This window comes from Streptomyces sp. NPDC079020 (assembly GCF_044542225.1).
Lineage (GTDB): Bacteria > Actinomycetota > Actinomycetes > Streptomycetales > Streptomycetaceae > Streptomyces.
Window position 1 is genome coordinate 183,849 of the sequence record NZ_JBITUB010000014.1, and the last position, 24,370, is coordinate 208,218.

Sequence of the window (24,370 nt, forward strand, 5' to 3'; positions counted from 1 at the left end):
GTGCTGCGGAGGCCTGGCGGTTTCGCACGACAACCGGGAGGGGCACGAGATGGCGCAGGAGCCGGGCGGCCAGGGGCGGGAGCATGGCGCGGGGGAACAGCTGGCGATGCTGTTGCGCCGCTGGTGGGAGGAGAGCGGGAAGCCGCCCCGTAGTACCCGGCCGACGCAGCAGGCCCTGGCCCTGAGGCTGGGGGTCGACCAGACGACGCTCTCCCGCTACCTGAACCCGAGACACGTCTCGGTCGCCCCCTTGAACGTGGTGGAGACGCTGCATGCCCAGCTGCGTGCCCCGGCGATGGAACTCGAACAGGCGCGGGCGCTGCGGCGGGAAGCGGCGCGCGAGAGCGGCCGTCAACGGGCGGCGGGCGGAAATGGGCCGATTCCCGCGCCCGTTGGTCCCCGGCAGAGTGAGGCAACCGCCGTCCCTGCCCCGGCCGCCGAGCACGGCGCGGACGGCAGCGGTGCCCGGGGCCGGCACAGGGTTCCGTGGTTACGGCCCTTCCTGGGTACGGCGGCCCTGGCCGTGACGTTCACGGCGGGAGCGGTCGTCCAGGAACAGTTCTTCGCCCAGGACCTCACGGCCACGGCCAAAGGTGCCGCTGTCACGCCCGAGGAGCCGCGGAAGTGGCCGATCATGCGTATGGGTGTGGAGGACCAGTTCACTCGTGCCCGCGCCCTGCAGTACCTGCTGAACGGGCTGGGCTACAAGATCCGCGCCGACGGCTTCATCGGGGAGGAGACCCGGGACGCGGTCATGGACTTCCAGCTGAAGAAGAACCTGCCGGTCGACGGCAAGGTGGGCAAGCTGACCTGGCCGGAGCTGGTCCCGGACGTAGGGCCCGGGTCCAGGACCTTCGAAGTCCGCGCCGTGCAGGAACTCCTGAGCAACGCGGGTATGGGCGGCACGACGGTGTCGGGGAAGTACACCGCGGCGACCGCCGCGGACGTGGCGTTCTTCCAGTCCAGGCATCACCTGCCCGCGACCGGCCGGGTGGACGTGGACACCTGGCTGGCCCTGCTGGTGGAACAGGACCCCCCACTCAGAAGGCCGGACTACCAAAGGGGCACCGGTCCGCTGCCCTCCGACTCCGCGTGAGACCGGCCGTCACGTCGCCCGCCCGAGTACGCCGCACCCGTCCGGGGTATCGGCCCCGGCCCTGCGGCCCTTCCGCATCACGGCATATCCCGTGGTCAGCGCCCTGTCATGCAGGGCGCATCGATGCACCTGAGCAAGGAGCCGGAAGCCCCTTCCCCCGTCCCCGCCACCGCGGTGATGCTGGCTCCGCGACCGGCACTCCCGGACCGTCCGCCCCACCGGCGGACGGAGAGATCCAGGTCCCGTCCCGGTCCGTTCCCTGCCAGCACACCGCCCGAGAGGGGCCACCTCCATGTCCGCTGTCCGCAAGACCCTCACCTCCGCTGTGACCACCTCCCTCCTCGCCGCAGGGCTCGCCCTCGGCACAGCCGGCCCGGCGAACGCGGCCACCTGCCCGTCCTCCGCGTCCCCCGTCATCGACGGCGCGTCGGCCCACTGGAGCCTGCGCTGCTCCGGCGGTGACGTGACGGTGGCCGGCTGGCTCCAGGACACCCGCACGGACGGCAAGTGCGCGAAGGTCCGCATCAGCGCCGGCAACGGTGAGTACAAGGCAACGACGGCGTGCAACTCCGGCGTCCGTAACTCCTTCACGTACACCTTCAAGCGGACGGCCTCGGCCGAGGTACGCCTGGCCATCGCCTGACCCTGTATCCCCGGGGGCGGGCGCGCGCCGTCCGCCCCCGGCCGCACCACACCACGTACGCGGCCGCACGAGAAGAACGAGGAGAAACACATGAACCGCGCCTCACGCCACCTGCGCGGCACAGTGATCGCAGGAGCCATGGCGGCCACGCTGACCCTGGCACCGGGCGCCGCCGCACAGACACCCACCCCCGGGATGGCGGCGCCCACAGCCGCGGTCACCCTGGTCTTCGACAAGAACGGGGACGACCCCACCGACTCACGCCTCTCCGTTCACCGGGGGACGAAGCTCTGGGCCACCTACCGGGCCGGATCCGGCACCGGCACCACCGACGACTGCGCACGTGCCCGGGGCTGGCTGCCGAACGGCAACTGGAGGATCAAGACCAAGACCCCCGCCTATGACGGCAGTCTGATCAAGGGCTACGCCGTCCACCTCCAGGACATGAAGTGCTCCAAGGGCACCCGCACCCGCACGGAAATGTTCATCCATTCCGAGATGAACCGCGACGGCAGCCAGGGAGGCAGCGAAGCCCGCCGCTGGGACGGCTCCAGCGACTACAAGTCCAACGGCTGCGTGAAGCTGAACCCCACCGACATCAAGAAGATGTTCCGGCTCCTCGACCGCATCGGATGGCCCACCCACCTGCGTGTAGTGGCCTGACACCCGCGGCGGCGGAGCGGAAGGACCGCTCCGCCGCCCCAGCACGACGCCGGGCGCGCCCGGCAACGGTGCCCGCCGGGCCGCTTGTCGGTCGCACGGCTACCGCCCCTTCCGGGAGATGCCGAGAGCTGATCCGTCTTCGGGAATGCCGCTGCGCGGCCGGCCACCGCACGTTCCTGATTTCGGAGTCGTTGTCATGTGTACGGAAGCGGGTCGGTGTCGCGGGTCGTGCTGGGCAGGCCGCGGATGAGGAAGTCCTGGAGTTCGCGGTGGCGGAACTGATAGGCGATCCCGGCGGTGCGTATCAGACCCGCGTCGCAGCACCAGTCGAGGAATCGGCCCAGGCGCCAGGGCAGTGGCTGGTCGGACCACCAGCGGCGGGTGCAGAGCAGGAAAGCCATGTAGCGGACACCGGCAGCGCCGAGGCCTGGGCCGGCGCCGGTCCTGAACAGCGGCCCGAACACCCGCCAGGGCATGAACAACAAGTCGACCGCGCCCCGGTAACCGCATCTGAACAGGCGGTTGTAGAGGAGGGCGAGCGCACGCGCGCCGCCGAGACCGAACAGAAGCATGTAGATGAGTACTGCCCCGAGCGCGACTACGGGCCCGCCGGTGAACCAGTAGTAAGGGGCGAACCCGAGCCCGACCACGAGGCCGGTCGCGAACCCGGTCACGAGGTCGTCCCGAACCAAGCCGCGCGGCGATGCGTTTCCGCGCGACTTGCGGACTTCGGGTGCGTCCGAGAGCACACCGGCCAGCCCGGCTCCGACCATCGCTCCACCGGCGAGCCCTACCACCGCTCCGTATACGAGCCCGAGCACTGGCCCGACGACATTCCCCATGTCTGCCACGACGATGAGCCCACCCCAGAAGAGCCCGCCCACAAGCCCGTTCACGAGCTGGTGTCTCGCGGCACGGGTTCCGGCGGATACCCGTTCCAGCCGGGACGGTACGGGCCAGGGCGGGATTCCCAGGAGAAGACCGGCGATCACCATGAGGGTCACGTTCGTTGCGTACACCTGCCAGGTGTCGAGCAGGACGGCGGGCACGTCGATGGTGGCCCACACCGCGATGGTCATGAGGATGTGGACGGTGCGTGCGCGGCGATGGCCGGTGAGCGCCCACAGTTCATGGAGTACGAGGTCGGTGCCCGATAAGTGCCGTCCGGCCACTTCGCGGGGGCTGATGGTGTTGGTGTGCAGATAGCCGGCGAGGACTGTCAGCCAGGTGTGTACCTGCAGCCGGGTGTAGGGCGCTGTCGTGCCGCCCGTGGAGGAAGCGGCGAGAACGAACAGATTCAGCAGGTGGTCCCGGATCTGCCCGGGAGTCTGCGGGGTGAGTTCGAGGAGATCCGAGGGGTCACGGACCCAGCTGCCGTCGGGGTGACGTTCGTCGTAGACGGCGAGGGCTATGGTCAGTCGCCAGGGTGTGGACAGGCCCTGAGCCAGCGGACCGGACCGGGCGGCGTGGAGTGCGTCGAGGACGGGTTCCCAGCGGGCCGGTCTGCGGGCGCGGGCGGTGACGAACGCCTCGGTCGCGGCCGCGGTGACCGGGGCGATGTCGATCCGGGAGGCGTCCTCCGCCCACAGATTCGCACCTTCGAGAGCGTCGTAGGCGGTGCTGCGGCAGGTGAGAACGAGCTGGCCCTTGGTGGTGCCATGGAGGTAGCTGTTCATGGCCTCCAGAGCGGCCGCGGCACGGGAGTCTCCCGCCGGAGCCTCACTGCCGTCCATTTCGTCGAGCCCGTCGAGTACCGGGAGGATCAGCCGTGCGGTGACAAGGGCGGCCGCCGCGGCGGGGCGCAGCTGATAGCTACGGGTGAGCTGGTCGGCGAGCCAGACGTCGAGCTTGTGCCGGTGGGGGTCGAAGGTGGACAACGACAGGCGTACGGGAACGCGGTCGCCCGGCGCTCGGTCGGCGAGGAGGAGCAGCATGAGGTGGAGGGCGAGTACGGTTTTTCCGGCTCCGGGCGCGCCGGTGATGACGAGGCGGCCGAGCCGGAGATCACGGTAGTAGGTGACAACGTCCTCCAACGTGCCCCGGGGTGCCGAGCCTGTGGTGTGCTGGGCGGGGGAGGAGCGGAAGGCGAACCCGACGTTGATGGTGCGGTCACTGCCGCCGAGGAGTCTCCGGCGGGCTTCCTCTTCGCGTTCCCTGATGTGGTCGGCGAGGCGGTCGGCGAGTCCGGCGGTGTCGGAGTCCTGCGAGGCGGGGGAGAGCGTCGACTGGTACAGGCCCGCTATCGCCAATAGCAGGCTGACCAGCCCCAACGCCAACCCACCCGGGTCCACATCACCGGTTCCCGCCCGAATGGCAATGGTGACCGCCACCCCCACGGCCACCACGGCGAGCGCCAGCCATCCCCAGGGTGTGCGACATGCCGTTCCCATGTGCCTGCCCTCACCATTGGCTGCGTCGTTCAGGAAACGGAACGCCGCAGCGTGTTCACGGGTCCGTTGCCCCGGCACCCCGACCCCCTCGGGGCACCTGGCCCCCGGGAGGTCCACCTCTTCCCGCGTCGGCTTCGGCTCGCGCGTCCCGGCAGCTGGTGGGCCCCTCTCACGGGCTGCGCGTCGGACTGCCCGGCTCGGCGGACTGCACGGGGTGAGCTTTCCCGGCAGGCCACCGCGGCACTCCTCATCGTCTGTGTCGGATCCCGGGTTTCTCTCATCCTCGTTCGGGGATGGCAGGGTTCCGCCTGGTCACTTTCGGTGTGAGCGGAAGCGGAAGGCGGCGGCCACGACAAGGGTGCCCAGGACAACAGTTCCCGCGACCAACGGAATCAGACCCGTGATGCCCTGACTGCCAGTGGTGGCCAGATGGCCGGAGGATCCGGCCGGGCTTTCCGTGGTCGCACCGGCCCTCGCACTTTCGCCCGGCTGCTGCGGCACCGGCACAGTGGTGCCGGAGGCGGCCGTATCCGGCACCTTGGACGGGGTCGGGCCGGTCGTCGTTCCCGGCCCGGTGATGTCGAGCGATGCCACGGTGTTGTTCTGTCCGGTGTCCAGCCTGCACGGCACGTCGAGTTCGATGGTCATGCCGCCACTCGCGGTGACGCGCATGACGAGGTCACCGACGGAGATCTTCGCCCTGCCCGGTTGGCCGAAGGTGAGACTCGGCGCGACACCGGTCGCCCTGACAGAGAACGGTCCGCTCTCCGGGACCTTGGTCCTGGCCACGTGGAACGGCACTTTGAGGTTGGTGTCGCCCTCCGGCGCTGTCACACGGACCTTGGTTTCCACCGTGCCCTCGATGATCTTGATACCGGCCCTGCGCAGCCCCTTCGTGTCGGCCGCGTTCACCGGCACCGCCGCACGGATGACGAATTTCGAGGTGGGCTTGCCGACCGCAGCCGACTTCGGGACATCCGAGTCGATCTCCACCGTGCCTGACCGGTCGGGGAGCACCGGAACCGAGCATACGTACCGCAGTTCGAGCGATACCGGCTCCGCGGCCGCGGGTCCGGCTCCGAAGACTCCCACGCTTGCTCCGGCAGCCCCCGTCGCCATCGCCAGTCCCAAGGCCCTGCGGGCCACGGGACGAATCGGGGCGGCACGGGACGCCCTGTGCCGCGCACGCGGGTTCCGGATCGGCTTGTCACTTGCCATCGTGATCCTCAGCCAGGCGCAAGGGCCTCTGGACAAGGCCCACGGGTTCCTCCCCGGACGGGACGGCTGTGGAGCCTGTCCCACCGCAGTCGGGCGGGGACCCGCCCTGCCCTGGCGCACAGCGGATCCTGTGACCGACCGTAGGACTGGATGGCGCGCCGGGAATTGTGCCTGTGCGTAAGAAATTTGTCGCTGTGCGCAACGCTTGATGCGGTGGCGCGAGAGCCGATTCTGGGTACGCACACTTCGAGAAGGCTTGCGGTGAGGGGTGTCTTCGATGGCCTTGGAAACGTACGTTGTGGATTCGTCGACAACCCGGGACGTGACATCGCGTGAGCGCACCGACTTCTGGAGCGAGCACGTGACGTCGTATCAAGGCCGGATGGGCTACAGCTACCCGCGCACCGACGACTTTCGTGCGGGGACGATCCGTCAGTGCACCGGCACCCACCAACTCGTCATGTTCTGGTCGGACACGATCAAGTACACCCGGACCGCGGGCCAGGTGCGGCACGATCCGGACGAGGACTACCGCTTGCTGCTGCCGGTCGCCGGGGAGATGGTGCTGCGACAGGGCGACCAGGAGCTACGGCTGGCCCTGGGTTCCGGATGCCTTGTCTCGTTCGCCAAACCGTTCGAGCTCCTGCAGGAAACCTCCACGCGGGCACTCATCATGTCGATCGCCGCTCAGGAGGTGAACGGACGATTGAACCGGTCGTCGCCGCTCACCGCGGGCCTCGATCTGACCTCCGGCCTGGGCCGGGTGCTGGGCGACATGCTGACCGGTCTGCACGAGGAGCGAGACACCCTCACCAGCGGCCAGTTCGACGCGGTGTCGGACCGGCTGGTCGAGCTGCTGTGCCTGCTCGCCGCCGGCGAGGACCGCCCCACGGCCCCGGGCCATCTGGCCGATGTGGAGACGGTCGTCCGCCGGTACATCCGCGAGCACGCGGCCGACCCCGATCTGACCGGCGTCAGCGCGGCACAGGCGCTGGGCTGGTCGCTGCGCCAGGTGCAGCTGGCCCTGCAGCATGGCGGGACGACTCCCCGCGAGCTGATCCGCGAGGAACGGCTGCGGCTGGTACGGGACCGACTGCGGGGACCCGCGTACCGGCACATGACGATCACCGAGCTGGCGTACGCGTCGGGATTCTCCTCTTCAAGCGCGCTCAGCACGGCATTCCGACAGCGCTTCGGGGTATGCCCCCGCGAGATGCGGCGCGCGAGCTCCAGTCCGTCGGCGATATGCGCCGCAGTTGATTGACGGCCGTCAGCCTTCCGGCCGAACCGGTCGGGGCGTTGAACGGCCAGGCGTGGGAGAACTCGTGGGTTCCGACCGCTCCGAGGATTCCCGGTGCTCGGGGCAGAACTCCTGCCCCGAGCACCGAACGATCCACGACTGATCGGCCGGCCGAGGCAGGGCGAGGGAGCGGGGCGGCTGTCACACATCGAGCTGCCGTCCGGTCCTAAGGGATGACTGAACGGTGATTCCCATGGCGCCGTCGATGTCTTCGGTCAACACCCTTCAAGAGGAGAACAATATGAGCCGGGTCAACATCGCACGCCCCGATGCGCCGGGGTATGACGAATTGGTTCCGTCGCGCTACGCGCTGAAGGTCGGCGACATCGACGTGATGGTGATCAGCGACGGGGTGCTTCCGATTTCCCCGGCGACGCTGGCCACCAACGCCGCCCCGGCCGACCTGGAAGCCTGGCTCAGTGACATGTTCCTGCCGCGGGAGGTGCTCGACTGGCCACTGAATGTGGCCGTGGTGCGCAGCGGTGGCCGGACCGTCCTGATCGATTCCGGGCTGGGGACAGAGTTTCCGGGCTTCCCACGGGCCGGGCAGTTGGCCATGCGACTGGACGCCGCCGGGATCGATCCCGCATCCGTGACCGACGTGGTGCTCACCCACTTGCACATGGACCACATCGGCGGGCTCCTCGTCGACGGGCTGCGGGGCCGGCTGCGCCCGGACCTGCGGGTCCACCTGGCGTCCGCCGAGGCCGAGTTCTGGGCAGCGCCCGACTTCTCCCGCACCGACATGCCGGCCCCGGTGCCGGACGTGCTTCGCACGACCGCCTCAAGGTTCCTGGACGTGTACCGCAGCCAGTTGCGGCCGTTCGAGAAGGAGTACGAGGTGGCGCCGGGAGTAAGGATCTGTCGCACCGGCGGCCACACCCCCGGCCACAGCATCGTCCGCCTGGAGTCCGGTGGCGACCGGCTGATGTTCGCGGGCGATGCCGTGTTCCAGTGCGGGTTCGACAAACCCGAGTGGCACAACGGCTTCGATCACGACCCCGAGGAATCAGCCCGCATCAGGACCCGTCTCCTGACGGAGCTGGCGGCGAGCGGCGAGCAATTGGTGGCCACTCACCTGCCGTTCCCGTCCGTCTGTCGTGTGGCGGCCGCCGGCAACGCCTTCCGTTTCGTACCGACCGTCTGGGACTACTGACCGCACTCCGGCCGGGCCCGACGCGTGAGCAGTGCGTGAGAGGCCGGTCCTGATACGTCGCCCTGGTGGTCGAGTGAACAGGGTGGAGCGGTGCCCACTTGCCCTCGCTGTGGGCACCGCTCCGGGACTGGATGTGTCCACCAGGCCGGGCGCTGCAGCCTGCCACCCAGGGGTGATGCCGGACGGAGCCCACCCGTTCCTGAAGCCGGCCATCACCGTGTTCAGGGTGTCCTCGCCGGGGGGCGAGGGGGACTTCAAAGCTCCGAGGCCGGCTTTTTCGGGTGCCAGACCCCTTCGGGCCAGTCGTACTCCTCGAAGGTGTCTGGCACCCGCCCACAGGGGGCGTAGACACTGATGAACAGAGTCGTGGTCGAGTCGTTCCACTGCACGTCGACCTGGTCGCCACCCTCCGGGTCCTCGAATCGGAAGCCCAGTTCGCGGAAAGTGGAGCCCGCGCGGTCGCCTTCGTGGGTGAGTTTCCACCCCTGCCGCAGCAGCTGTTGGCGCACGCGCCGCTGCGCCTCCAGCGCGGTGGCTTCGGGAACATCGGCCACGCTCCAATCGAGTCCGAAGCTGCGGACGTCGCTTCGTGCCTCGTCGATGTGGGCGATGCTCCTCAGCCCGCGGTAGTAGCAGGCGCCGGTATCGACCCTGCTCGACTCCGCGGTGTACGTGTCGGGCAGCGCGAAGCCCTCGTACACCCGGTCGGACCTGCTCTGGAGCCGTTGCGCGACCGCGTCGGGGTCGGCCGAAGGATACGGAGTGCCGTTCCATACGGCCCTCCCCGCCACCGCGGCAGCGACGAGCAGCCCGGTCACGACGAGCCCGCCGACGGCATACAGGGCAGGCCGCCCGGAGACCAGGGCTCTGCGCACAGGGATCTTGAACATGCATGCAACGCTAAACGTCAGCGAAGCGCGACGCATGAGTAGCCGTACCCACCACCCAACGATGGCACGTCGAATCACGGCGGCGATTTCGGTACGGCTCACGGCGCGTCCGCGCAGTATCGGATCTCCTGGCGGGCGGAACGTTCTTGCCGGGCGCCGGGCTTTCTGCCGCCGGCCGAGACCGCGTGCCGGGTACGGGCGAGGGGCCCGCAGGCGCTCTGCCGCTGACCGGCCCCGGTGCTCTACCCTGAAGCCCGGCAAGAGGAAGGAGACGTCCCGTGGACGTCGTGGCCGCCAAGCACCGGTCCCCGATCGGGGATGACGGACACCAGCCGAACCGCCCCGTACCTCCACCTCCACCCCCGCCTTCGCCACCTCCTGCCTCGGCCACGAAGTAGCCCGCGGTGAACGCACCGTCCCGAGCGGTGAACACGCAGAGGCTGCTCGCGGAGATCGCTGAGCAGTTCGGACACCCCGTGTCCGAAGAACTGGCCGTGGCACTGCGGGAGGTGCCCCGTCACCGGTTCCTGCCCGAGACGGTGTGGGTGCGCGACGGCCGGGGAGGGTACCGGCCCATCGACCGGGTGACAGATCCGGAGCAGTGGATGGCCGCGGCGTACGAGGACCAGACCCTGGTCACCCAGTTCACCGACGGCCTGCCCTCCTCTTCGGCGTCGATGCCCTCGATGGTGCTGCGCATGCTCCGGCTCGCCAAGGTCATCACCCCCGCGAGGAACGAGCAACAGCCCTTCAAAGTCATCGAGTTGGGCACAGGCGCCGGCTTCAACGCGGCGCTGCTGTGTGCGTTGCTCGGGTCGGGAGCCGTCACCACGGTGGAGCTGGACCCGGTACTGGCCGAACAGGGCGAGCGGAACCTGAAGGCCACCGGGTACGCCCCCGCCGTCGTGCGGGGGGACGCAGGGAAGGGCTGGCCGGACTCGGCGCCGTACGCGCGGGTACTGGCCACGTTCTCCGTCGACCGGGTGCCACCCGCCTGGCTCACCCAAACCATGCCGGGCGGCCGGATCGTGACGCCGTGGACGTCGTCCTGGTGCTGCTACGGCACCCTCGCTCTCACCATCGGCGCGAGCGGTACCGCGGAGGGCCGGTTCCATGACTTTGCCTCCTTCATGCCCATGCGCCCCAGCGTCGAAGAGCCGCCTCCGAACGGGGACCGGGGCCGGCCGGCCCCGGTCCCGGACCCGGTGCCGGAGGTGAGGTCGGTGACGGAGGTCTCGCCATGGGCGGTGGCGGGCGGGGATCTGGACGCCGAGTTCCACATCGGACTCACCGTGCCCGGCGCGTTCTTCTCCTGGGACACCACCGGCGAACACGTTCCCGTACGCCTCCGTGTCGGGGACAGGACCAGCACCTCGTGGGCGACCGTCGACTTCGACGGCACCCACACCACGGAGTTCACCCTCACCCAAGCAGGACCCCGCCACCTGTGGACCGAGATCACTGCGGCCTACGCGGCCTGGGAGAGCAACGGCCGCCCCGGCGTCGGCCGTCACGGGCTGACTGTGCACGGCGACGGCCGACACACCCTGTGGCTCGACTCCCCGGACCACCCGCTGACACCTTTTGGGCGTACGCCTCGGTGAGCGCCGGTGGCGGTCGGCTTCCCGCGACGTGAGAACTGTGTCACCAGGCCCGCCCCGCCACACGCCGTGGCGGGAAAGGCTGTTGGCCGGGAGGCAGCGCTTGGGCAAGGATGGCCGGATGTCCGAGCCCGTCACTCTCCGCGCGACCACCGACCTCAACCGCCCTGCGGTGCTGGCCCTGCGGGTGGCTGCCGGTCAGGAGGGCTTCGTCGACGGTGTGGCCCGCTCGCTGCGCGACGCCGCCGAGCACCCGGAACTCGTGCCCTGGCCGCGAGCGGTCTACGCCGGCGAGCGACCGGTGGGGTTCGTGATGCTCGCTGACGGCGTGGCCGAGGGCAACCCGGACGTTCCCTGGCCGTTCTACCTGTGGCGGATGCTGATCGACGGTCGGTTCCAGGGCCGCGGGAACGGGCGGGCGGCGTTGGACGCGGTGGTCGCGCACCTGAGGTCTCGACCGGGCGCGCGGGAGCTGGTGACCAGCGTCGTGCCGGGGGAAGGATCGCCGTGGGGCTTCTATCTGCGGTACGGCTTCACCGAGACCGGGGAGATGTTCGACCACGAGCGGGTGCTGCGCCTGGCCCTGTAGCGGTTCCGGGCCTCGGTGCGGGGCCGCCTTCCGGCGATGGCCGCCCGGCGGCCGGCGGGCGAGGCCCTGTTCGCCGGCCGGTGGGCCGAGCGGGGGCCGGGTGCTCCGGTCAGAGGCGCCGGGCCGTTGCCGTGGCCGGCCGGGGCGGGTGTTGTCGGCGGTCCCAGAAGGGGTGGGTGGCCCAGCGTTTCTCCCAGGAGTGGACCGTCCGGTGGCCGAGGAGATAGCCGTCGAAGGTCTCGTGCAGCCGTGCCGTGTAGGTGCCGGTCGCGTCGTACCGGCCCCCGAGGCGGGCGTCCACGGCCTCGCCGGCGCACTTGCCGGTGTAGAGGGCGGTGAGGAGGCCCTGGGAGGAGACCGGGTCGTAGGCGGTCGCGGCGTCGCCCACGGCGATCCACCCCTCTCCCGCCGCCGGTTCCAGCCGGGCGGTGTGGGCGGCGCAGCGGCGCGGCACGTCTCCGGGGCGGGGCGGGCGGCCCTGGGCACGGGCGGCGATGTGCGGGGCGGTGGCGAGCAGGTCGAGAAAGACTCTTGGGGTGGTGAGGGCGGGTGGGGTGAGGTCGGTGTCGGTGAAGTAGGCGACGAGGCGGCCGGTGGGGAGGCAGGGGGCGGTGTACCACCATCCGTCGGGCGCGGATTCGACCACGGAACGGCTCTCGCTGTCGTGTGGGTCGTGGGCGAGCCGGAGGTGGACGGCGACGAGCCGGTCGTAGCGGTGGCGTACGGCTCCGCAGTGCATGGCGATGCGGGCGCGCCGGCCGGTGGCGTCGATCAGCCAGCGGCAGTGAACGGTGCAGGACGCGCCGTGGGTGGACAGCGCGACCTGCCAGCCGCCGTCGGGCAGGCGAGCCGGTCGTCCCGCGGTGGTGTGCTCGGCGACCCGCGCGCCGTGGGCGAGGGCGTGGGAGCGCAGCATGCTGTCGAAGGCGGGCCGGTCGAGGTGCCAGCCGTGGCCGTGGGGGTCATTGATGAAGTCGGTCTGTTGCGCCCGGGGCGATCCCCAGGCGGAGAGGGTGCCGTGGCACGGGCGGTGGTCGTGGTCGAGTGCGCGGGGGTCGATGCCGAGGTCGTGCAACAGCATTCGGGCTGCCGGTGCGAGGGATTCGCTGGTCTTCGGCGGCCCGGTGTGCGCGTCGGCGAGCAGGACGCTGCGTCCGGCCCGGGCCAGCGTGATGGCCGCGGCGGCGCCGGACGGGCCGCCGCCCGCGACCACGGCATCGTAGTGACCCCGGTGGTCCGGGCAGCGCCCGGCGGCCGCCGCGGTGGTCATCCGCTGTCCCGGAAGGGGTCGACGTTGGCGATGTAGCCTGCCGAGATCTCCTCGGGATCGAATGCCGTGTTCCGGGTGACCTCGTCGACAGCCTGCTGGTTCACGTCGGTGCGCACTGCCGCGTCGAGCGCGGCGGGGCCGGCTTCGGGGACGTGGACGTTGACCAGGTTCCGGCGGTCGTTGACCTTGGGGAGGCCGGGTGTGGACTCAGCCAGGATGTGTTCGGGGAACTTCTTGTCCCCGGCCGTGTACGGGTGGGTCTCGACGATGCCGAACTTGACCCACCAGTCGACCATGTTCTGCAGGCCCTTCAGTTTGTCCCGGTCCAGGAAACGGTGCCAGACCGCGCGCCGGGCGAATGCCTGCTCGCGCTGGTCGTCGTTGCCGTTCTTGTCGTTGACGACGTTGAAGTCCTCTTCCTTCAGTACCTGGTTGGGTACCCGGGCGGGCCAGAAGGACGGGAGGTAGGGGCTGTAGCGGGGGCCGATGTTGGCCGCGAGTTCGTAGCCGGAACGGCAGCTCGCGGTGTCGGTCTGCCAGGGGAGTCCCATCCAGCGGGTGAGGTCGCCCGGACCCTGGGCGTGCAGCGGACCGTTGTCGGCCAGCGCCTTGTCGGGCGTGAGGTAGGGCCCGTAGTCCGGGTCCTGGCCGTCGGTACGGTGCAGGATGCGGAAGGGCTCCTGGTAGAGGGTGAGGTGGCGGATGGGCCAGGTGACCTCGCAGCCCGGATGGAAGGCGTCGGCGAGGCAGTAGTCCAGCGCCGCCCGGTCGAGCAGTCCGGGTTGCAGGGCCAGGGGTGCCAGATCGAGTTCCGGCCGGGGTGTGTAGAGCGTGGTGTCGTCGAACTTTCCCTCCACCCACAGTTCGAGCAGTTTCTCCTGCGTCTGTGTGAGTACGCCGTGCTGCAAGGGGGACTTCGGGTGACTGGACATGGCATCCCCGTAGAGCCAGGGCCAGGGAATCGGCGAGATGCCGTCGCGCTTGTAGTTGCGCATGGAGTAATAGACACGCTGCCGCAGGTCCCGGTACTGGGATTTGCTGCTGCCGAGCGTGTCGAGGACGTGCGGTGAGGAGAAGTCGTTCGGGGCACGCCATCCGAACTCGGACGCGAAGCCCTCGTTGACCCACTGGTGTCCGGTGAACCGCAGCAGCAGCGGCTTGATGTGTTTGTCGAACGTCACTTCGGCGGGGAAGGACAGGTCACCCTTCTGTACGAAGAGGTCGTACAGGAGGTCGTGGAGCGTCACGATGCCCTTGACGTCCGGTGCGTAGTTCGGCGGCCCGACCACCACCCAGGCCGGCTTCGCCTCGAAGGACCTGTCGCCGATCCTTACTTCGGCGGTCACCGGGCCGTCGGAGATGTCGTCGTACCACCCCTCGTTGTTGCCGAACGTCGTGAGCGCCGTCTTGGGATCGGTGAAGGAGTCGGAGTGCCCCTTGCCTCCCAGAACCACGAGCCGGCCGGCCTCGTCGGTCCGCAGTTCGCCCAGGTACACCGCGATTCCGTTGATCTTCCCGTTGTCGAAGACCTTGCCGCTCCGGCTCTCTCCGGAGACCGACTGCGCGGACGGGATGTTCTTGAGTCTGCTCCTGTCCGCGACATCCGCATTGCGCCGCGCGAACTGTTCGTCGGAGAAGTCCTTGACATCCGGGATGTCCAGCGCGAGGGAGAACTTGTACCAGGCTGCCTTCGTGTTCGCCAGGCGGGCGGTCCAGGTGACCGTGGCACCGTCCTGTCCGTGTTTGACCTCTCCGAGAACGTTGCCGTTCTCGTCGTAGCTGTAGACGCGGAACCGCGCCGCCTGCCTCTTGACCGCGGCGGAACCGTCCTTCGAGAAGCCCGGTGCCTTGGGTGGGCGGTTCGTCCGGGCTCTCGGGCCCGTAGAAGAACTTGCCGCTGTTCCCGACCCGCGCGATCCCGATCGCGGGGTGAATCTTCACGTACGCGATGTCCGTCATGGCGTTCTCCAGAGTGCTCACGGAGACCGCCGAAGAGCGTCGGCACGAGGTCCCGGCCCGCATGCCACCACGAGGGCCGCGTCATGGTGTGCGGCACGAGGAGGCCGCGCTGCTTTCTCCGGCGGCTGACAACTCAGGGCTCATCCCGAGCACAGCGTGTGAAGCCTCGTGTGCCAACGGGCTGCTCGTGTGCCAACGGGCTGCGAGAAGGGGCGCAAGCACCCTCGGGCGGTCCCCGAACACGCCGAAGTGATACGCACAACCCCTCATCACGATAGGCATGTTCCGCTCCGACCGCACATGGAGGACCGGTCGATGGCGGGGACGCACCGAGGCGCCTTACTGAGCGTGCACGCCCATCACCCGACGTGTCCCGTTGGGAGCCCACTCCTGCCCGGCGGCGACGCCGCAGGACCCGGCGCCGCCCCTGGCAGTGCTCGCACGCAACCGACTGCCCGTCCTTCTCCACCTGCCGCGAGGAGGCGGCCGGCATCTCGACGCGGCAGGCGGCCGTCCGGGGCCCGGGAATCCTCTTGCCCGTGCCCTCGTGCACTGCCGTTCGTCACTTGTACGGGGTATCAGGTCCGGGGACCTCGCGTGCCGAAGGAAGGCAAGGGGACGGAGAGTCCGTCCGGCAGCACGCGAGGCGGGAAGATGACGCAGACGATCACGGGAACCGGCGAACAGCAGGACACGGACGACACCATTGGCTCGATCGCCGGACGTGCGGTGGTCATGGAGCGGTTGCGGCGGATCGCCGATCCCGAGGAGCGCGTGGTCGCCTACGCTGCCGCCCTCAAGGAGAAGGTGATCAACCTCGGCATCGCGAACAACGTACTGCTGTTCCAGCTGCTGCACGACAACGTCTTCTCGAAGGTGTCACTGACGGAGGAGGACGCCAAGTACGTCTCGCCGCCCTACGGCGCACAGGAACTGCTCGACCCGATCACCGCCTTCCTGCGGCAAACGTTCTCGGACGGCATCGACCCCAGCTGCGATGTCTATGCGACCGCCGGCGGGTCGGGGGCACTTGAGTCACTGGCATTCGCCCTGATCCACAGTGGCGCACTGGCACCGGGGGACCGGTACTGCTGCCGGCACCGTTCTGGCCCGGATTCCTGTGGTGCTTCGAGCAGCGCCCCGGCCTGCGATGCGTGCCCGCGCGCCTGGACGGGGCGGATCAGCTCACCCTGACCGTGGACGCGCTCAAGCGCGCTTACGACAACTCACCCGACCCCAAGCCCAAACTGCTCGTGCTGACCAACCCCCACAACCCACTCGGCGTCAACTACGACAAGAAGCTGCTGGAGGACGTCTGCCGCTGGGCGCTCGACAAGCAGATGCACATCGTCTCCGACGAGATCTACGCCCACTCCCAGAGCACCGGAACGGACGGCTTCAGGAGTGTGCTGTCCCTGGACGCCTACGCCACCGATCCCGCGCGTTTCCACCTGGTGTACGGGCTGACCAAGGACTTCGGGCTGTCCGGGTTCCGCATCGGCTTCCTCGTCTCCAAGTCGAATGCTGTCCGCAAGGTCATGCAGGGCGACGAGACATGGAAGTCGTTGGCGTGGTTCGGACCGCTCGACTCCCTCAAGAGTGCCTATGTACGCCGGCTCTTCGGCACCACAGCACAACCGAGCGACTTTCCTGCCACGCTGATGGAGGACTACCGCAAGAGCCTCAAGGACGCGTTCGACCGGGCAGCGGCCACGTTCAGGAGCAACAAGATCAAGTACGTCGGCCAGGACGAGCAGTCCCGCAACGCCGCCCAGTTCTTCCTCCTCGACCTGAGCGCGTACCTGGACAGCAAGAAGTTCCCCGAGGGCCTGGAACCGCTCCACCACGAGATCGACCCGCGCGAGGCCCGCCTGGAGGCGTATCTGCGCACCGACGCCAAGGTCCTGCTCCTGCCAGGCGGGGAGATGCACTGCCCGCGCCGGGATTCTTCCGGCTGTGCTACACCGCCGACACACCCGACAACGTCAACACGGCGATCACCGACATCGCGACATCACTCGCGAAGCTCTGAGCCGCTCGCGAGGCGACGGACGCGGTGGTGGTGGTGGTGGTCCCCACCACCACCGCGGGCGGCACCACCGCCACCGCAGACTCTCAGGAAGCCTGCGAGCCTGAACACCGGCCGGACGGAGTCGGTGTGTCTGCATGGTTGTACGACGTGGACAGGGCTTCGGTGATGACGACCAGGACTCGGCGGTCCGGCCAGCGCCGTACCACGTACGTACCGGGGCCATCGCCCCAGGCCGGCGCCGCATCAAGCAACGGTTGCCCGGTTGATGACGGCGCGTAGGTGTCGGTCATCGGTGTGGGGGTTTCGCCGGATGATGGAGCGCCGGATCATGCTGCTTGTTCGTGTGGTCGGTGTGGCCGGTGCCGTCGAGGGTGAAGTTGTGGATCACGTCCCGGACCGGTCGCCGCCGGTGAACGAGACCTCGGCGATCCGCGCCGCCGGCATGCCCGAGCGGCCTGCGGCACCATCCGGGCCCGGCGCGAGATCACCACCGACGCGGTGCCCCTGCGGATGGTCCGCAGCAGCTGCTCTCCCTCAGCGTCATCAGCTCGCGCAAGCGCACCGGTACGGCACTGGCCGCATACTCGGTGGCCTCCCGGACGGCGTTGTAGCAGTATGCCCACAACATACCGAACAGAGCACTCTTGTCCGCCTGAAGCGGCACCGAAGGAACGCATGCACACCGGCTTCGACAACACCGCCTGGCACTACGGACCGCTGGCAACCCTGTTCTACGAACTCGACAAGCCCGTTGGCACGTCGTTCGGAGACGTCGAGTTCTACCTCGACCGCCTGCGGAACGTGTCCGGCCCCGTCCTGGAACCCGCCGTGGGTACCGGCCGCATGCTGATCCCCCTGCTCGAACGGGGACTGACCGTACGCGGCTACGACACCTCGGTCTCCATGCTGGAACAGTGCCGCGTCAACTGTGCCCAGCGAGGTGTGGAGGCCGACGTCTTCGAGGGTGACATGACCACGCACCACGACCCCGGTGCCTTCGAAGCGATCGTGGTTCCCACCGGGTCGTTCGCCCTGCTTCCCGACCGTGAAAGCGCGCAGACCGCACTCTCCTCGATGCACGAGAACCTGGCTCCGGCGGGACGGCTGATCGTCGACATCGAACCGCCGTCCGCAGGCACAGCTCCCGACAGCGGGCCGGTACCCCATCAGTGGAGCGGCAGCGATCTCGTTACCCTCACCACCTGGCGCACGCACGTGGATGCGGTGGCCCAGCGCACCACCCGCTGGCTTCGCTACGAAGCCTGGAAGGACGGCGCCCTGACACGTACCGAGCTCCAGATGTTCTCCCTGCTGTGGTTCGGGCTGGCCGAGTTCACAGCCATGCTGCGCCAGGCGGGCTTCGCGCATGTCAGCGTCCACGGCGGCTACCGAGCGGGTAGCGCACCAACAGCCGCGGATGACGTGTGGACCTTCGAGGCCACTCGTGCGTAGCGTGCCTTCCCTCACCGACAAGCCGCCGGGGGAGCGCCACTGACGCGGCGGCACCCCACGCGCCGATGAGCTGTCGGAACCGCACTGTGTCTCAGCGTCGCGAGCACCTTTTTGGGCCCAGAGGCTGTCCCGTATTCCTTGGCGGGCGCGCGACGACAGCTCCGGCACCTCGTGGCGTTGTCGGGGCGTCCGCGTACATCGACTATGCGGACGTCCCTCCGCCTCGCGACGCACCGCATCCGACGCCACGCGCTGATCCACCAGGCATTCCGGGACCCTTGGGTCGTGTAGCGGAAGTCGATCTTGAGGCGAGATGATCTGGTTCTGTGGCGCGTGGAGATACGACGGATACGCAGTGGGCCTGCCTGTAGCCGTTGTTGCCAGGGACCGGAGCCGGGTCGTCCGTGGATGCGGACCGGGCGACGGCTGATCGACGGCATACGGCTTCGTACCCGCACCGGCGTCCCGGGCACGATGTGCCGGAGCGGTACGGGCCTTGGGCCCGGGTGTACGGCCTGTTCCGCCGCGGGCAGCGGGATGGCACCTGGCAGCGACTCTTCGCCGAGTTGCGGGCCCGGGCCGACGCCAACAAGCTCATCACCTGGGACCTCGACATCGAATCCATCGTGTGCCGGGCCCACCAGCACGCCGCAGGGGCGGGGAACAGGCGGAGGGCCAGGGGAGTTCGGGTGGCTCAGGGGTTGATGGTGTGTTCGGTGAACTGGCCGCAGGAGCGGAACCCCAGGCGGCGGTAGACGGGCTCGCCGTCGGCCGACGCCTGCAGGACCGCGATGCGGTGATCCCGGTCGCGGGCGGTGCGGAGTGCCGCGAGCGTGATGGCACCGCCGTAGCCACGTCGGCGGTGGGCGGCCAGGGTGGAGATGTTGTAGATACCGGCGACCCCCGCGTGATGAAACACTTCGGCGGAGCAGACCGGACGGCGCTCCATGTAGCCGACCAGGTACCGCGCCGGGCAGTGCGCGGCCAGCGCCTGCGGGGCGGCCTGGGCGAAGAAGCGGCGGACGGTGTCAGCAGGCGGGTCCCAGTTCGCTGCGAGAACCGTGGCGTAGTCGGCCAGCTGTTCGGGCGTGGCCACCTGCTGGATGTCCAGTCCTCGCACGGCGGGCAGCGGCAGGGTGTCATCCAGCTCGGCCCACATGGCGGTTTCGCGTTCCGACGCCGACAGACCGGCCGCAGCCAGGCGGGCGGTGAGGTCCGGCGGTGTCGAGGCAGGCCCCACCCACCAGGAGAAACGGTGGCCGGTGCGGGCCAGCGTCCGAGCGGTCCCGGTGATCCGTGCCGGGGCGGTGGCAGCGGTGAAGCGGGCTGCGGCAACGATGTTGAAGGTGTCGTCGTCCAGGCCGCTGTCGGCGACCAGGAGGTCATCGGCCTCGGTGACGGCCGCACCGGGCATGCTCCGGTGCAGGTGACAGGCATGTTCCGCCAGGTTCCGTTCCATCCTGTCCATCAAGTCGGCTGCGTTGAGGAAATGATCGTTCATGGCGATTGATTCCAGCATGACTGGGTGAAGATCGCATGCGATTTCGGGTCGTCCGCCGACGGTGTCACGCCGGCGACCAGCACATCCGATACACGCCCTCGGGGCAGCCCTCAGGTCCCATTGGCGCGGTTCAAAAGGATCACCACGCGATCGAGAAGCTTGGTCACGTTGTGGATGCCCGGCTGTAGCTCTTGTCGGTGGACGAAGACAGTGAGGTCGAGTACAACCTGGGCGAAGCAGTAGGCAAGGGCGCCGGGGCCGGCGACCTGCTCGCCGGCGCTGCACAGCATTTCCAGCGCATCGGGCGTGATGTCGTGGGCGTTCAGCAGCGTTGCGTAGTCGAAGGCTCGGGTGCCGCTGCCCAGTGCTTCGATGTCGATGACGCCGCTGACGTGGTTTCCGTGGAAGAGGATGTTGCCGGGGCGGAAGTCTCCGTGGACCAGGCCACCCGTGGGCAGAGCGACGGGCCCGTGGGCAGCGAGTAGCCGCTCGCAGGCGGTGACCAGCTTCCGCCCCATTGGGCCGGTCTCGGCTGCGCCTTGAAACAGTTCGTCACGATGATCGGTCATCTGCCCCGTCACGAACTGGGACCAGCATCGCTGCGGGTCGGGGTCGAGGCCCGCATGCGTCTCCAGGACGCCGATCAGCAACTGGGCCTCGCACGCGGTTACTCGGTTCCGCTGCGCCCCGGCGCGAGCTCCTGAATCTGGTAGCCGAAACCGTTGGATGTCATACCGGCGGCGAGCCATGCCGGGGTTGGGTATCCGGCCGAGTGGACCTTCGCGACGCTTCTGGCAGCGCGCTCGATCTGTGAGGCCCAGCCACGGTCAGGGCTCCATTTCAGTACCGCCTGCTGTCCGGATCCGTCGGTCAGGAGCCAGGCTCCCGACGGGAATCCGTCAGCGAATCGGTGATCCAGCTGGAAGTCGGTGGCATGGGCTCGGTTGGCCTCGTTCACGACAGTGAAAGCGGTGTCCGTGTCGGCTCGGCCAGGCATGTGGCTCGGGGGCACAGTGGGAGATCTCCTGGGCATGTCCATGAGCCGCGGGCGGATGCCGACGGCGGCGGGGTGCACCTTCGACCGCCGGTCAAGCCGACGGGATGGGAGATCAAGCCACGTGCGGCACGATATTGCGCCCGAATCGTGAGTCGCAACGCCATTTCCGACCCGCCGGTCGGGCGGACAGCCAGAGGACGCTCCTCGGCCGTCAGCTGCAGGTGCCGATGACGATGGTCCTGGATCGGGGGACGGCGGCCGCTTCGGCGGGCGGCGGCGGCTCGGGGGACTATGACGGCTCGGGGACGGCCGCTGGTCGCGCAGGTGCGTGATCGTGTCGTACTGGGCAGAGATCGGCCGTCGGGCGCCGACCGATGAAACGCGCCCCCTCTGGGGAGACGTGCCGTCACACGCGGTGGCACCCGCCCGTCACGCCCCCTGGAAGGTCAGGGCCAGCACCTCCGTCAGACGCCGCTTCAGCGCCTCCGCGTGCGGCGGGCGCCCGGGGGCGTGGACACCGTCGACCCGGACCCCGGTGTCGGCGAGGAGGTACAGCATCCGCAGCGTTCGCATGGCGTTGGAGGTGTGCGCGGCCACGGTGGGGGCGCCGCGCCGGCCGGCGGCGAAGTCCGTCTCGATCGCGTCCAGCCAGCCGACGGCCTCGGCCTCGGAGAGTTCCGGCCGGGTGAGCGTGCGGGCGACGCCCTGGGCGAGCCGATCGTCCTCCTGCTGGGCGAAGAGCTCGTCGGTCGGAACCACGAGCCGCTCCGCCGCCAACGCGAGCATCTCCTTCGGGTCGACCTCCGGATGGAGCCCGAAGGCGCCCAGCAGGTCAGCGCCGTGCGCGACGGCGTGGAGCCAGCCGAGCCTCGGGTCGTACCCGCGCAGGTCCGTCTCGGCAGGGAACCAGCGTCGGAAGGCAGCGAGCCATGCCGGGTCGAAGTCGCCGCGACCGACGATCATGTCGAGCACGAGCGGGGCGAAGGTGCGTGCCTGGATCTCGGGGTCGTCGAACCGGTCGGCCATCAGGGTGCCCAGCTGGGCGCGCAGCGGCCTGTCGATGACGTCCCGCTGGATCCACGTCCGCATCACCACGTAGGGAGCGCCGTCGCGGATGTCCGGGTCGGAGTGGCGGAGGGCCTCTGCCAGTTCGGCGGCGAGGGCCGGCAGCTCGGCCGCTGCTGGGGCGGGGCAGTCGTTCTCGTAGAGGTACAGCCAGCGGGCCGCGTCGATCGGCGGCCTGTCGTCGGTCTTGGTCACTGCCTCACCTTCGGGGAGGGTCCCCGACAAGGCAACCGATTATCGGACGTGCGGGGTGAGGAGGCGGCCCGGGCCCAGTGGGCACCGCTTGTCAGTACGCCTCGCCACCTCGCCCATGACGACGCATGTAACCACGTTGACCGCATCTGGCCGTCGGCTGCGGGAGTTGGCGCCCTGCGTCGTTGCCGAGGATCTGCTGCGCACCTGACACGAATGCCGCGCGTGTCCGCCGGAAGTCCACGTTCTCGGCGTTCATCCGCCCGTCCCTCTCATCGAAGGAAACAGTGGTGTCGCAGGCGATTCTGAAGCGCTTCATGTTGATGTCGTAGAGCTTCTTCCCGAGATCGGCCATGTCCTCCGGCCCGGCCACTCGCACGTTCCAGATGGCGCGGCGCAGCATCCTCATGGATGCCTGGCTCTCCTCGCGCAACCCCATCCACTGGTCACCGCTGCTGGGCGGTATCGCGTCCCCAGCCGGCATGACCATCATCGACGGCACCCATCAGGCTTTCCTGAAGGTTCCCGCCTCCGGCTGGACGCCCGCCGTCGAACCGGGCGGGTGAGACCCGGCTCCGGCACTCGGGTGGCAGAGCGGGATGATTACGCCTGCCTCAAGGGCGGACTGAGGGGAATGCAGCGGACCACCGGTGGGAACGCCCGGGCCCCGGACGGCAGTTACGGTTCGCCGAGGAGACGGACTTCGGCTCACCGCGTTCGCCGCAGACACCGCCACCCCCGATCGCTTCGAGCGATAGGCACCTTGAAGAACGAGCCCAGGGAAGGGGAAGGTATCTATCACTCAGCAGCTCAGGTGCTCGACCTGTGAGGCGGTCCACGTACCACCGCGTGCGGATCTGTCACACCCAAGGCTCGGCATTCTCGCGGGAGGCTGAACACCGCCCTACGGGGCATTGACCACCGAGGTCCGGATCACTCCGGCGAGCCGGGCCGCGTCTTGGGTGTATCCGGTCAGCAGCAGTCGTCCGCCGCCCTGGATCCGGATCACCGAGTGGACGTCCCAGCCCATGAGCCGGCCCAGGGCATGGCCCTGCCCACGCTCGACCACACTGCCGATCGCTGTCCAGGGCAGCACCCGGGTTTCCCCGGTCCGCCGGTAGACCAGTCCGTCCTCGCACAGCACGAAGACCTCGCCGTGCCGCCGCAAGGTCCGTAGACCATTGGAGACTCCGCCGTAGACCCCGATGACTGCGCCGCCCCACAGCACCCCGGCGAATTGCGTGCCATCACCGTTCTCGGAGAAGACAGCGAAGGTCACCGGGACCGCGATGGCCACGAACACCAGGCCGACCAACAGCACGCTGATCGCGACGCGCCCGCGACGCGCGTTGTCCGTCGGATGGCTACTGATGAAAGCGCCCAGAGCGCGCTCAGCTTCCCCTACCATCGGTCCCCCACCAGAGTCTCAGCCACAGTGCCGTCAGTCTGTGGGACTGCCGGCAGGGAGGACAAGGCCGCGACGCGAGCGGGAGAGCAGCGGCGCGAAGTTGTTACTCGGGGCCGTTCGGTCAGGGTGGAGATGCGGGGCCATGACGGCACTCGCCGATTACCCGCGTCGGGTTTCGAATGAGGGCGGCACGAGAGTCTCGGAGACCGGCCCTCAGACCATGACGTGGATGAACTCCGCCGAGGCCACGGCGCCTTTGGACACTTCTGACCGACCATCACCAACGAAGTCATGCGCCATGCGGGCCGGCACTGACATGAGAGGAGATCAGCCAAGAGCGCGAGTCCGCGCCCGCGGGGAGCCCCGCTTCCATGTCGCGATCTCGCCGCCCTGGCCACCTGGATTCTGCCGGCGGAGGGTGCGTGTGCGTGTTTGCACTGGTGACACGAGGGGTTTGAAGTACGGGACAACGCATGGGCGGCTGCAGGCTGACCCCGTGTCTGCGTTCGGCCAGCCGTGTGATTCGTCCGGATCGGAGCTCGCCTTCGACTCCTCGGCGAGGATACGAGTTCGTCCCACGGCCCAGCCGTTTGGGGCGGGACGGCCTTAGGGGCTCAGGGCCGTTGAACCGGTCCGGAGCGCTCAGTGTGGGGATCCCTGTGGTTTGACGAGCACGCCACTGTCCAACCAGGCCCAACTGCCAGGACCTGAGCGCGATCCTGAAGCCGGGTGCGTACGAAGCGGCCGAGCTGCGGGGGAGGCAAGTGTCTTCATCTCGGCCTGGTTGCAGGTCAGTTGGACAGTTTGCCCCTACGGGGCCACGTGTTTGGCGGGCCGGCAGGTGCGTCCGCTCGCGCGCCAACCGGCCCCCATCGGTGTGGAGATGGGAAGTTAAAGGATCTGTAATGCGCCGTCTACTCGTCAGTACACACTCATATGATCATCGCA

General features: G+C 68.9%; 22 protein-coding genes and 1 pseudogene. 11 read left to right on the forward strand and 12 right to left on the reverse strand.

Translation table 11 applies throughout. The annotated features are described in order from the left end of the window. The first annotated feature begins 49 nt into the window (after nt 1-49). The 3 genes from ACIGJO_RS27225 (at nt 50) to ACIGJO_RS27235 (ending at nt 2,402) form a co-directional block, all read left to right on the forward strand. On the forward strand, nt 50-1,096 hold the full coding sequence (locus ACIGJO_RS27225) for a peptidoglycan-binding protein (RefSeq protein ID WP_399962407.1): 1,047 nt from the start codon (nt 50-52) through the stop codon (nt 1,094-1,096). Nucleotides 1,097-1,388: 292 nt separating this feature from the next. After that, nucleotides 1,389-1,739 (forward strand): hypothetical protein, encoded by a 351-nt coding sequence (locus ACIGJO_RS27230; protein WP_399962409.1) that lies wholly within the window; start codon nt 1,389-1,391, stop codon nt 1,737-1,739. A gap of 90 nt (nt 1,740-1,829) precedes the next feature. Further along, complete coding sequence (locus ACIGJO_RS27235; protein WP_399962412.1) at nt 1,830-2,402, forward strand: L,D-transpeptidase family protein; 573 nt, start codon at nt 1,830-1,832, stop codon at nt 2,400-2,402. Between the two features lie 194 nt (nt 2,403-2,596). Here ACIGJO_RS27235 and ACIGJO_RS27240 read toward each other — a convergent pair whose 3' ends face one another. Further along, nucleotides 2,597-4,792 (reverse strand): NACHT domain-containing protein, encoded by a 2,196-nt coding sequence (locus ACIGJO_RS27240; RefSeq protein WP_399962414.1) that lies wholly within the window; start codon nt 4,790-4,792, stop codon nt 2,597-2,599. A 312-nt stretch (nt 4,793-5,104) separates the two neighbouring features. Continuing rightward, the gene (locus ACIGJO_RS27245) at nt 5,105-5,884 is read right to left on the reverse strand and encodes a DUF6801 domain-containing protein (RefSeq protein WP_399962416.1); all 780 of its coding nucleotides are present in this window, start codon (nt 5,882-5,884) and stop codon (nt 5,105-5,107) included. Nucleotides 5,885-6,371: 487 nt separating this feature from the next. On the opposite strand from ACIGJO_RS27245, the gene ACIGJO_RS27250 reads away from it, so the two are divergent. Both ACIGJO_RS27250 and ACIGJO_RS27255 read left to right on the forward strand, forming a co-directional pair. Then, nucleotides 6,372-7,274: a helix-turn-helix domain-containing protein gene (locus tag ACIGJO_RS27250; RefSeq protein WP_399962418.1), complete on the forward strand. Its 903-nt coding sequence runs from the start codon at nt 6,372-6,374 to the stop codon at nt 7,272-7,274. A gap of 277 nt (nt 7,275-7,551) precedes the next feature. After that, nucleotides 7,552-8,466, forward strand: coding sequence for an MBL fold metallo-hydrolase (locus ACIGJO_RS27255; RefSeq protein WP_399962420.1), 915 nt, complete (start codon nt 7,552-7,554; stop codon nt 8,464-8,466). A 254-nt stretch (nt 8,467-8,720) separates the two neighbouring features. Here the strand turns inward: ACIGJO_RS27255 and ACIGJO_RS27260 are convergent, their stop codons facing one another. Continuing rightward, a complete protein-coding gene (locus tag ACIGJO_RS27260; protein ID WP_399962423.1) occupies nt 8,721-9,356 on the reverse strand; it encodes a hypothetical protein in 636 nt (211 codons plus the stop codon). 425 nt (nt 9,357-9,781) lie between these two features. On the opposite strand from ACIGJO_RS27260, the gene ACIGJO_RS27265 reads away from it, so the two are divergent. Together ACIGJO_RS27265 and ACIGJO_RS27270 are read left to right on the forward strand one after the other, a co-directional pair. Then, nucleotides 9,782-10,960 (forward strand): methyltransferase, encoded by a 1,179-nt coding sequence (locus tag ACIGJO_RS27265; RefSeq protein ID WP_399962425.1) that lies wholly within the window; start codon nt 9,782-9,784, stop codon nt 10,958-10,960. Between the two features lie 118 nt (nt 10,961-11,078). Beyond that, complete coding sequence (locus ACIGJO_RS27270; protein WP_399962427.1) at nt 11,079-11,546, forward strand: GNAT family N-acetyltransferase; 468 nt, start codon at nt 11,079-11,081, stop codon at nt 11,544-11,546. A gap of 109 nt (nt 11,547-11,655) precedes the next feature. On the opposite strand, the gene ACIGJO_RS27275 is transcribed toward ACIGJO_RS27270, so the two are convergent. The 3 genes and pseudogenes from ACIGJO_RS27275 to ACIGJO_RS27285 all read right to left on the reverse strand — a co-directional run. After that, nucleotides 11,656-12,816, reverse strand: coding sequence for an FAD-dependent monooxygenase (locus ACIGJO_RS27275; RefSeq protein ID WP_399962429.1), 1,161 nt, complete (start codon nt 12,814-12,816; stop codon nt 11,656-11,658). After that, nucleotides 12,813-13,811, reverse strand: coding sequence for a LodA/GoxA family CTQ-dependent oxidase (locus tag ACIGJO_RS27280; protein WP_399962468.1), 999 nt, complete (start codon nt 13,809-13,811; stop codon nt 12,813-12,815). Before ACIGJO_RS27280 ends, ACIGJO_RS27275 begins: the two co-directional genes overlap by 4 nt. A gap of 348 nt (nt 13,812-14,159) precedes the next feature. Beyond that, nucleotides 14,160-14,838: pseudogene (locus tag ACIGJO_RS27285) on the reverse strand (LodA/GoxA family CTQ-dependent oxidase); the annotation flags it as partial. A 591-nt stretch (nt 14,839-15,429) separates the two neighbouring features. Here ACIGJO_RS27285 and ACIGJO_RS27290 point away from each other — a divergent pair. The 3 genes from ACIGJO_RS27290 (at nt 15,430) to ACIGJO_RS27300 (ending at nt 18,259) form a co-directional block, all read left to right on the forward strand. Then, a complete protein-coding gene (locus ACIGJO_RS27290; RefSeq protein WP_399962431.1) occupies nt 15,430-15,969 on the forward strand; it encodes a hypothetical protein in 540 nt (179 codons plus the stop codon). Further along, complete coding sequence (locus tag ACIGJO_RS27295; protein ID WP_399962470.1) at nt 15,894-16,973, forward strand: aminotransferase class I/II-fold pyridoxal phosphate-dependent enzyme; 1,080 nt, start codon at nt 15,894-15,896, stop codon at nt 16,971-16,973. Before ACIGJO_RS27290 ends, ACIGJO_RS27295 begins: the two co-directional genes overlap by 76 nt. Before the next feature lie 509 nt (nt 16,974-17,482). Continuing rightward, the gene (locus tag ACIGJO_RS27300) at nt 17,483-18,259 is read left to right on the forward strand and encodes a class I SAM-dependent methyltransferase (RefSeq protein WP_399962433.1); all 777 of its coding nucleotides are present in this window, start codon (nt 17,483-17,485) and stop codon (nt 18,257-18,259) included. Between the two features lie 694 nt (nt 18,260-18,953). Here the strand turns inward: ACIGJO_RS27300 and ACIGJO_RS27305 are convergent. The 5 genes from ACIGJO_RS27305 to ACIGJO_RS27325 form a co-directional block, all read right to left on the reverse strand. Then, nucleotides 18,954-19,718, reverse strand: a complete 765-nt coding sequence (locus tag ACIGJO_RS27305) for a GNAT family N-acetyltransferase (protein ID WP_399962472.1) — start codon at nt 19,716-19,718, stop codon at nt 18,954-18,956. A 152-nt stretch (nt 19,719-19,870) separates the two neighbouring features. Then, the gene (locus ACIGJO_RS27310) at nt 19,871-20,410 is read right to left on the reverse strand and encodes a phosphotransferase family protein (RefSeq protein ID WP_399962436.1); all 540 of its coding nucleotides are present in this window, start codon (nt 20,408-20,410) and stop codon (nt 19,871-19,873) included. A 17-nt stretch (nt 20,411-20,427) separates the two neighbouring features. Further along, nucleotides 20,428-20,718, reverse strand: coding sequence for a hypothetical protein (locus tag ACIGJO_RS27315; RefSeq protein WP_399962438.1), 291 nt, complete (start codon nt 20,716-20,718; stop codon nt 20,428-20,430). 468 nt (nt 20,719-21,186) lie between these two features. After that, nucleotides 21,187-22,017: a DUF2785 domain-containing protein gene (locus ACIGJO_RS27320; protein ID WP_399962440.1), complete on the reverse strand. Its 831-nt coding sequence runs from the start codon at nt 22,015-22,017 to the stop codon at nt 21,187-21,189. Nucleotides 22,018-22,108: 91 nt separating this feature from the next. Beyond that, a complete protein-coding gene (locus tag ACIGJO_RS27325) occupies nt 22,109-22,423 on the reverse strand; it encodes a hypothetical protein (RefSeq protein WP_399962442.1) in 315 nt (104 codons plus the stop codon). Between ACIGJO_RS27325 and ACIGJO_RS27330 the strand changes: the two genes are divergently transcribed. After that, entirely contained in the window at nt 22,422-22,580 is a 159-nt protein-coding gene (locus ACIGJO_RS27330; RefSeq protein ID WP_399962444.1) for a hypothetical protein, read from the forward strand. The two genes, ACIGJO_RS27325 and ACIGJO_RS27330, sit on opposite strands and share 2 nt — an antisense overlap. Nucleotides 22,581-22,918: 338 nt before the next feature. On the opposite strand, the gene ACIGJO_RS27335 is transcribed toward ACIGJO_RS27330, so the two are convergent. Beyond that, the gene (locus ACIGJO_RS27335) at nt 22,919-23,422 is read right to left on the reverse strand and encodes a hypothetical protein (protein ID WP_399962446.1); all 504 of its coding nucleotides are present in this window, start codon (nt 23,420-23,422) and stop codon (nt 22,919-22,921) included. Between the last annotated feature and the right edge of the window lie 948 nt (nt 23,423-24,370).

What these genes read in the sequence shown, in the direction of transcription:
- ACIGJO_RS27225 (WP_399962407.1), top strand. Translation starts at nt 50, where the DNA reads ATGGCGCAGGAGCCGGGCGGCCAGGGGCGGGAGCATGGCGCGGGGGAA.
- ACIGJO_RS27230 (WP_399962409.1), top strand. Translation starts at nt 1,389, where the DNA reads ATGTCCGCTGTCCGCAAGACCCTCACCTCCGCTGTGACCACCTCCCTC.
- ACIGJO_RS27235 (WP_399962412.1), top strand. Translation starts at nt 1,830, where the DNA reads ATGAACCGCGCCTCACGCCACCTGCGCGGCACAGTGATCGCAGGAGCC.
- ACIGJO_RS27240 (WP_399962414.1), bottom strand. Translation starts at nt 4,792, where the DNA reads ATGGGAACGGCATGTCGCACACCCTGGGGATGGCTGGCGCTCGCCGTG.
- ACIGJO_RS27255 (WP_399962420.1), top strand. Translation starts at nt 7,552, where the DNA reads ATGAGCCGGGTCAACATCGCACGCCCCGATGCGCCGGGGTATGACGAA.
- ACIGJO_RS27260 (WP_399962423.1), bottom strand. Translation starts at nt 9,356, where the DNA reads ATGTTCAAGATCCCTGTGCGCAGAGCCCTGGTCTCCGGGCGGCCTGCC.
- ACIGJO_RS27270 (WP_399962427.1), top strand. Translation starts at nt 11,079, where the DNA reads ATGTCCGAGCCCGTCACTCTCCGCGCGACCACCGACCTCAACCGCCCT.
- ACIGJO_RS27275 (WP_399962429.1), bottom strand. Translation starts at nt 12,816, where the DNA reads ATGACCACCGCGGCGGCCGCCGGGCGCTGCCCGGACCACCGGGGTCAC.
- ACIGJO_RS27280 (WP_399962468.1), bottom strand. Translation starts at nt 13,811, where the DNA reads ATGCGCAACTACAAGCGCGACGGCATCTCGCCGATTCCCTGGCCCTGG.
- ACIGJO_RS27290 (WP_399962431.1), top strand. Translation starts at nt 15,430, where the DNA reads ATGACGCAGACGATCACGGGAACCGGCGAACAGCAGGACACGGACGAC.
- ACIGJO_RS27300 (WP_399962433.1), top strand. Translation starts at nt 17,483, where the DNA reads ATGCACACCGGCTTCGACAACACCGCCTGGCACTACGGACCGCTGGCA.
- ACIGJO_RS27305 (WP_399962472.1), bottom strand. Translation starts at nt 19,718, where the DNA reads ATGGAACGGAACCTGGCGGAACATGCCTGTCACCTGCACCGGAGCATG.
- ACIGJO_RS27330 (WP_399962444.1), top strand. Translation starts at nt 22,422, where the DNA reads ATGGATGCCTGGCTCTCCTCGCGCAACCCCATCCACTGGTCACCGCTG.
- ACIGJO_RS27325 (WP_399962442.1), bottom strand. Translation starts at nt 22,423, where the DNA reads ATGAGGATGCTGCGCCGCGCCATCTGGAACGTGCGAGTGGCCGGGCCG.
- ACIGJO_RS27335 (WP_399962446.1), bottom strand. Translation starts at nt 23,422, where the DNA reads ATGGTAGGGGAAGCTGAGCGCGCTCTGGGCGCTTTCATCAGTAGCCAT.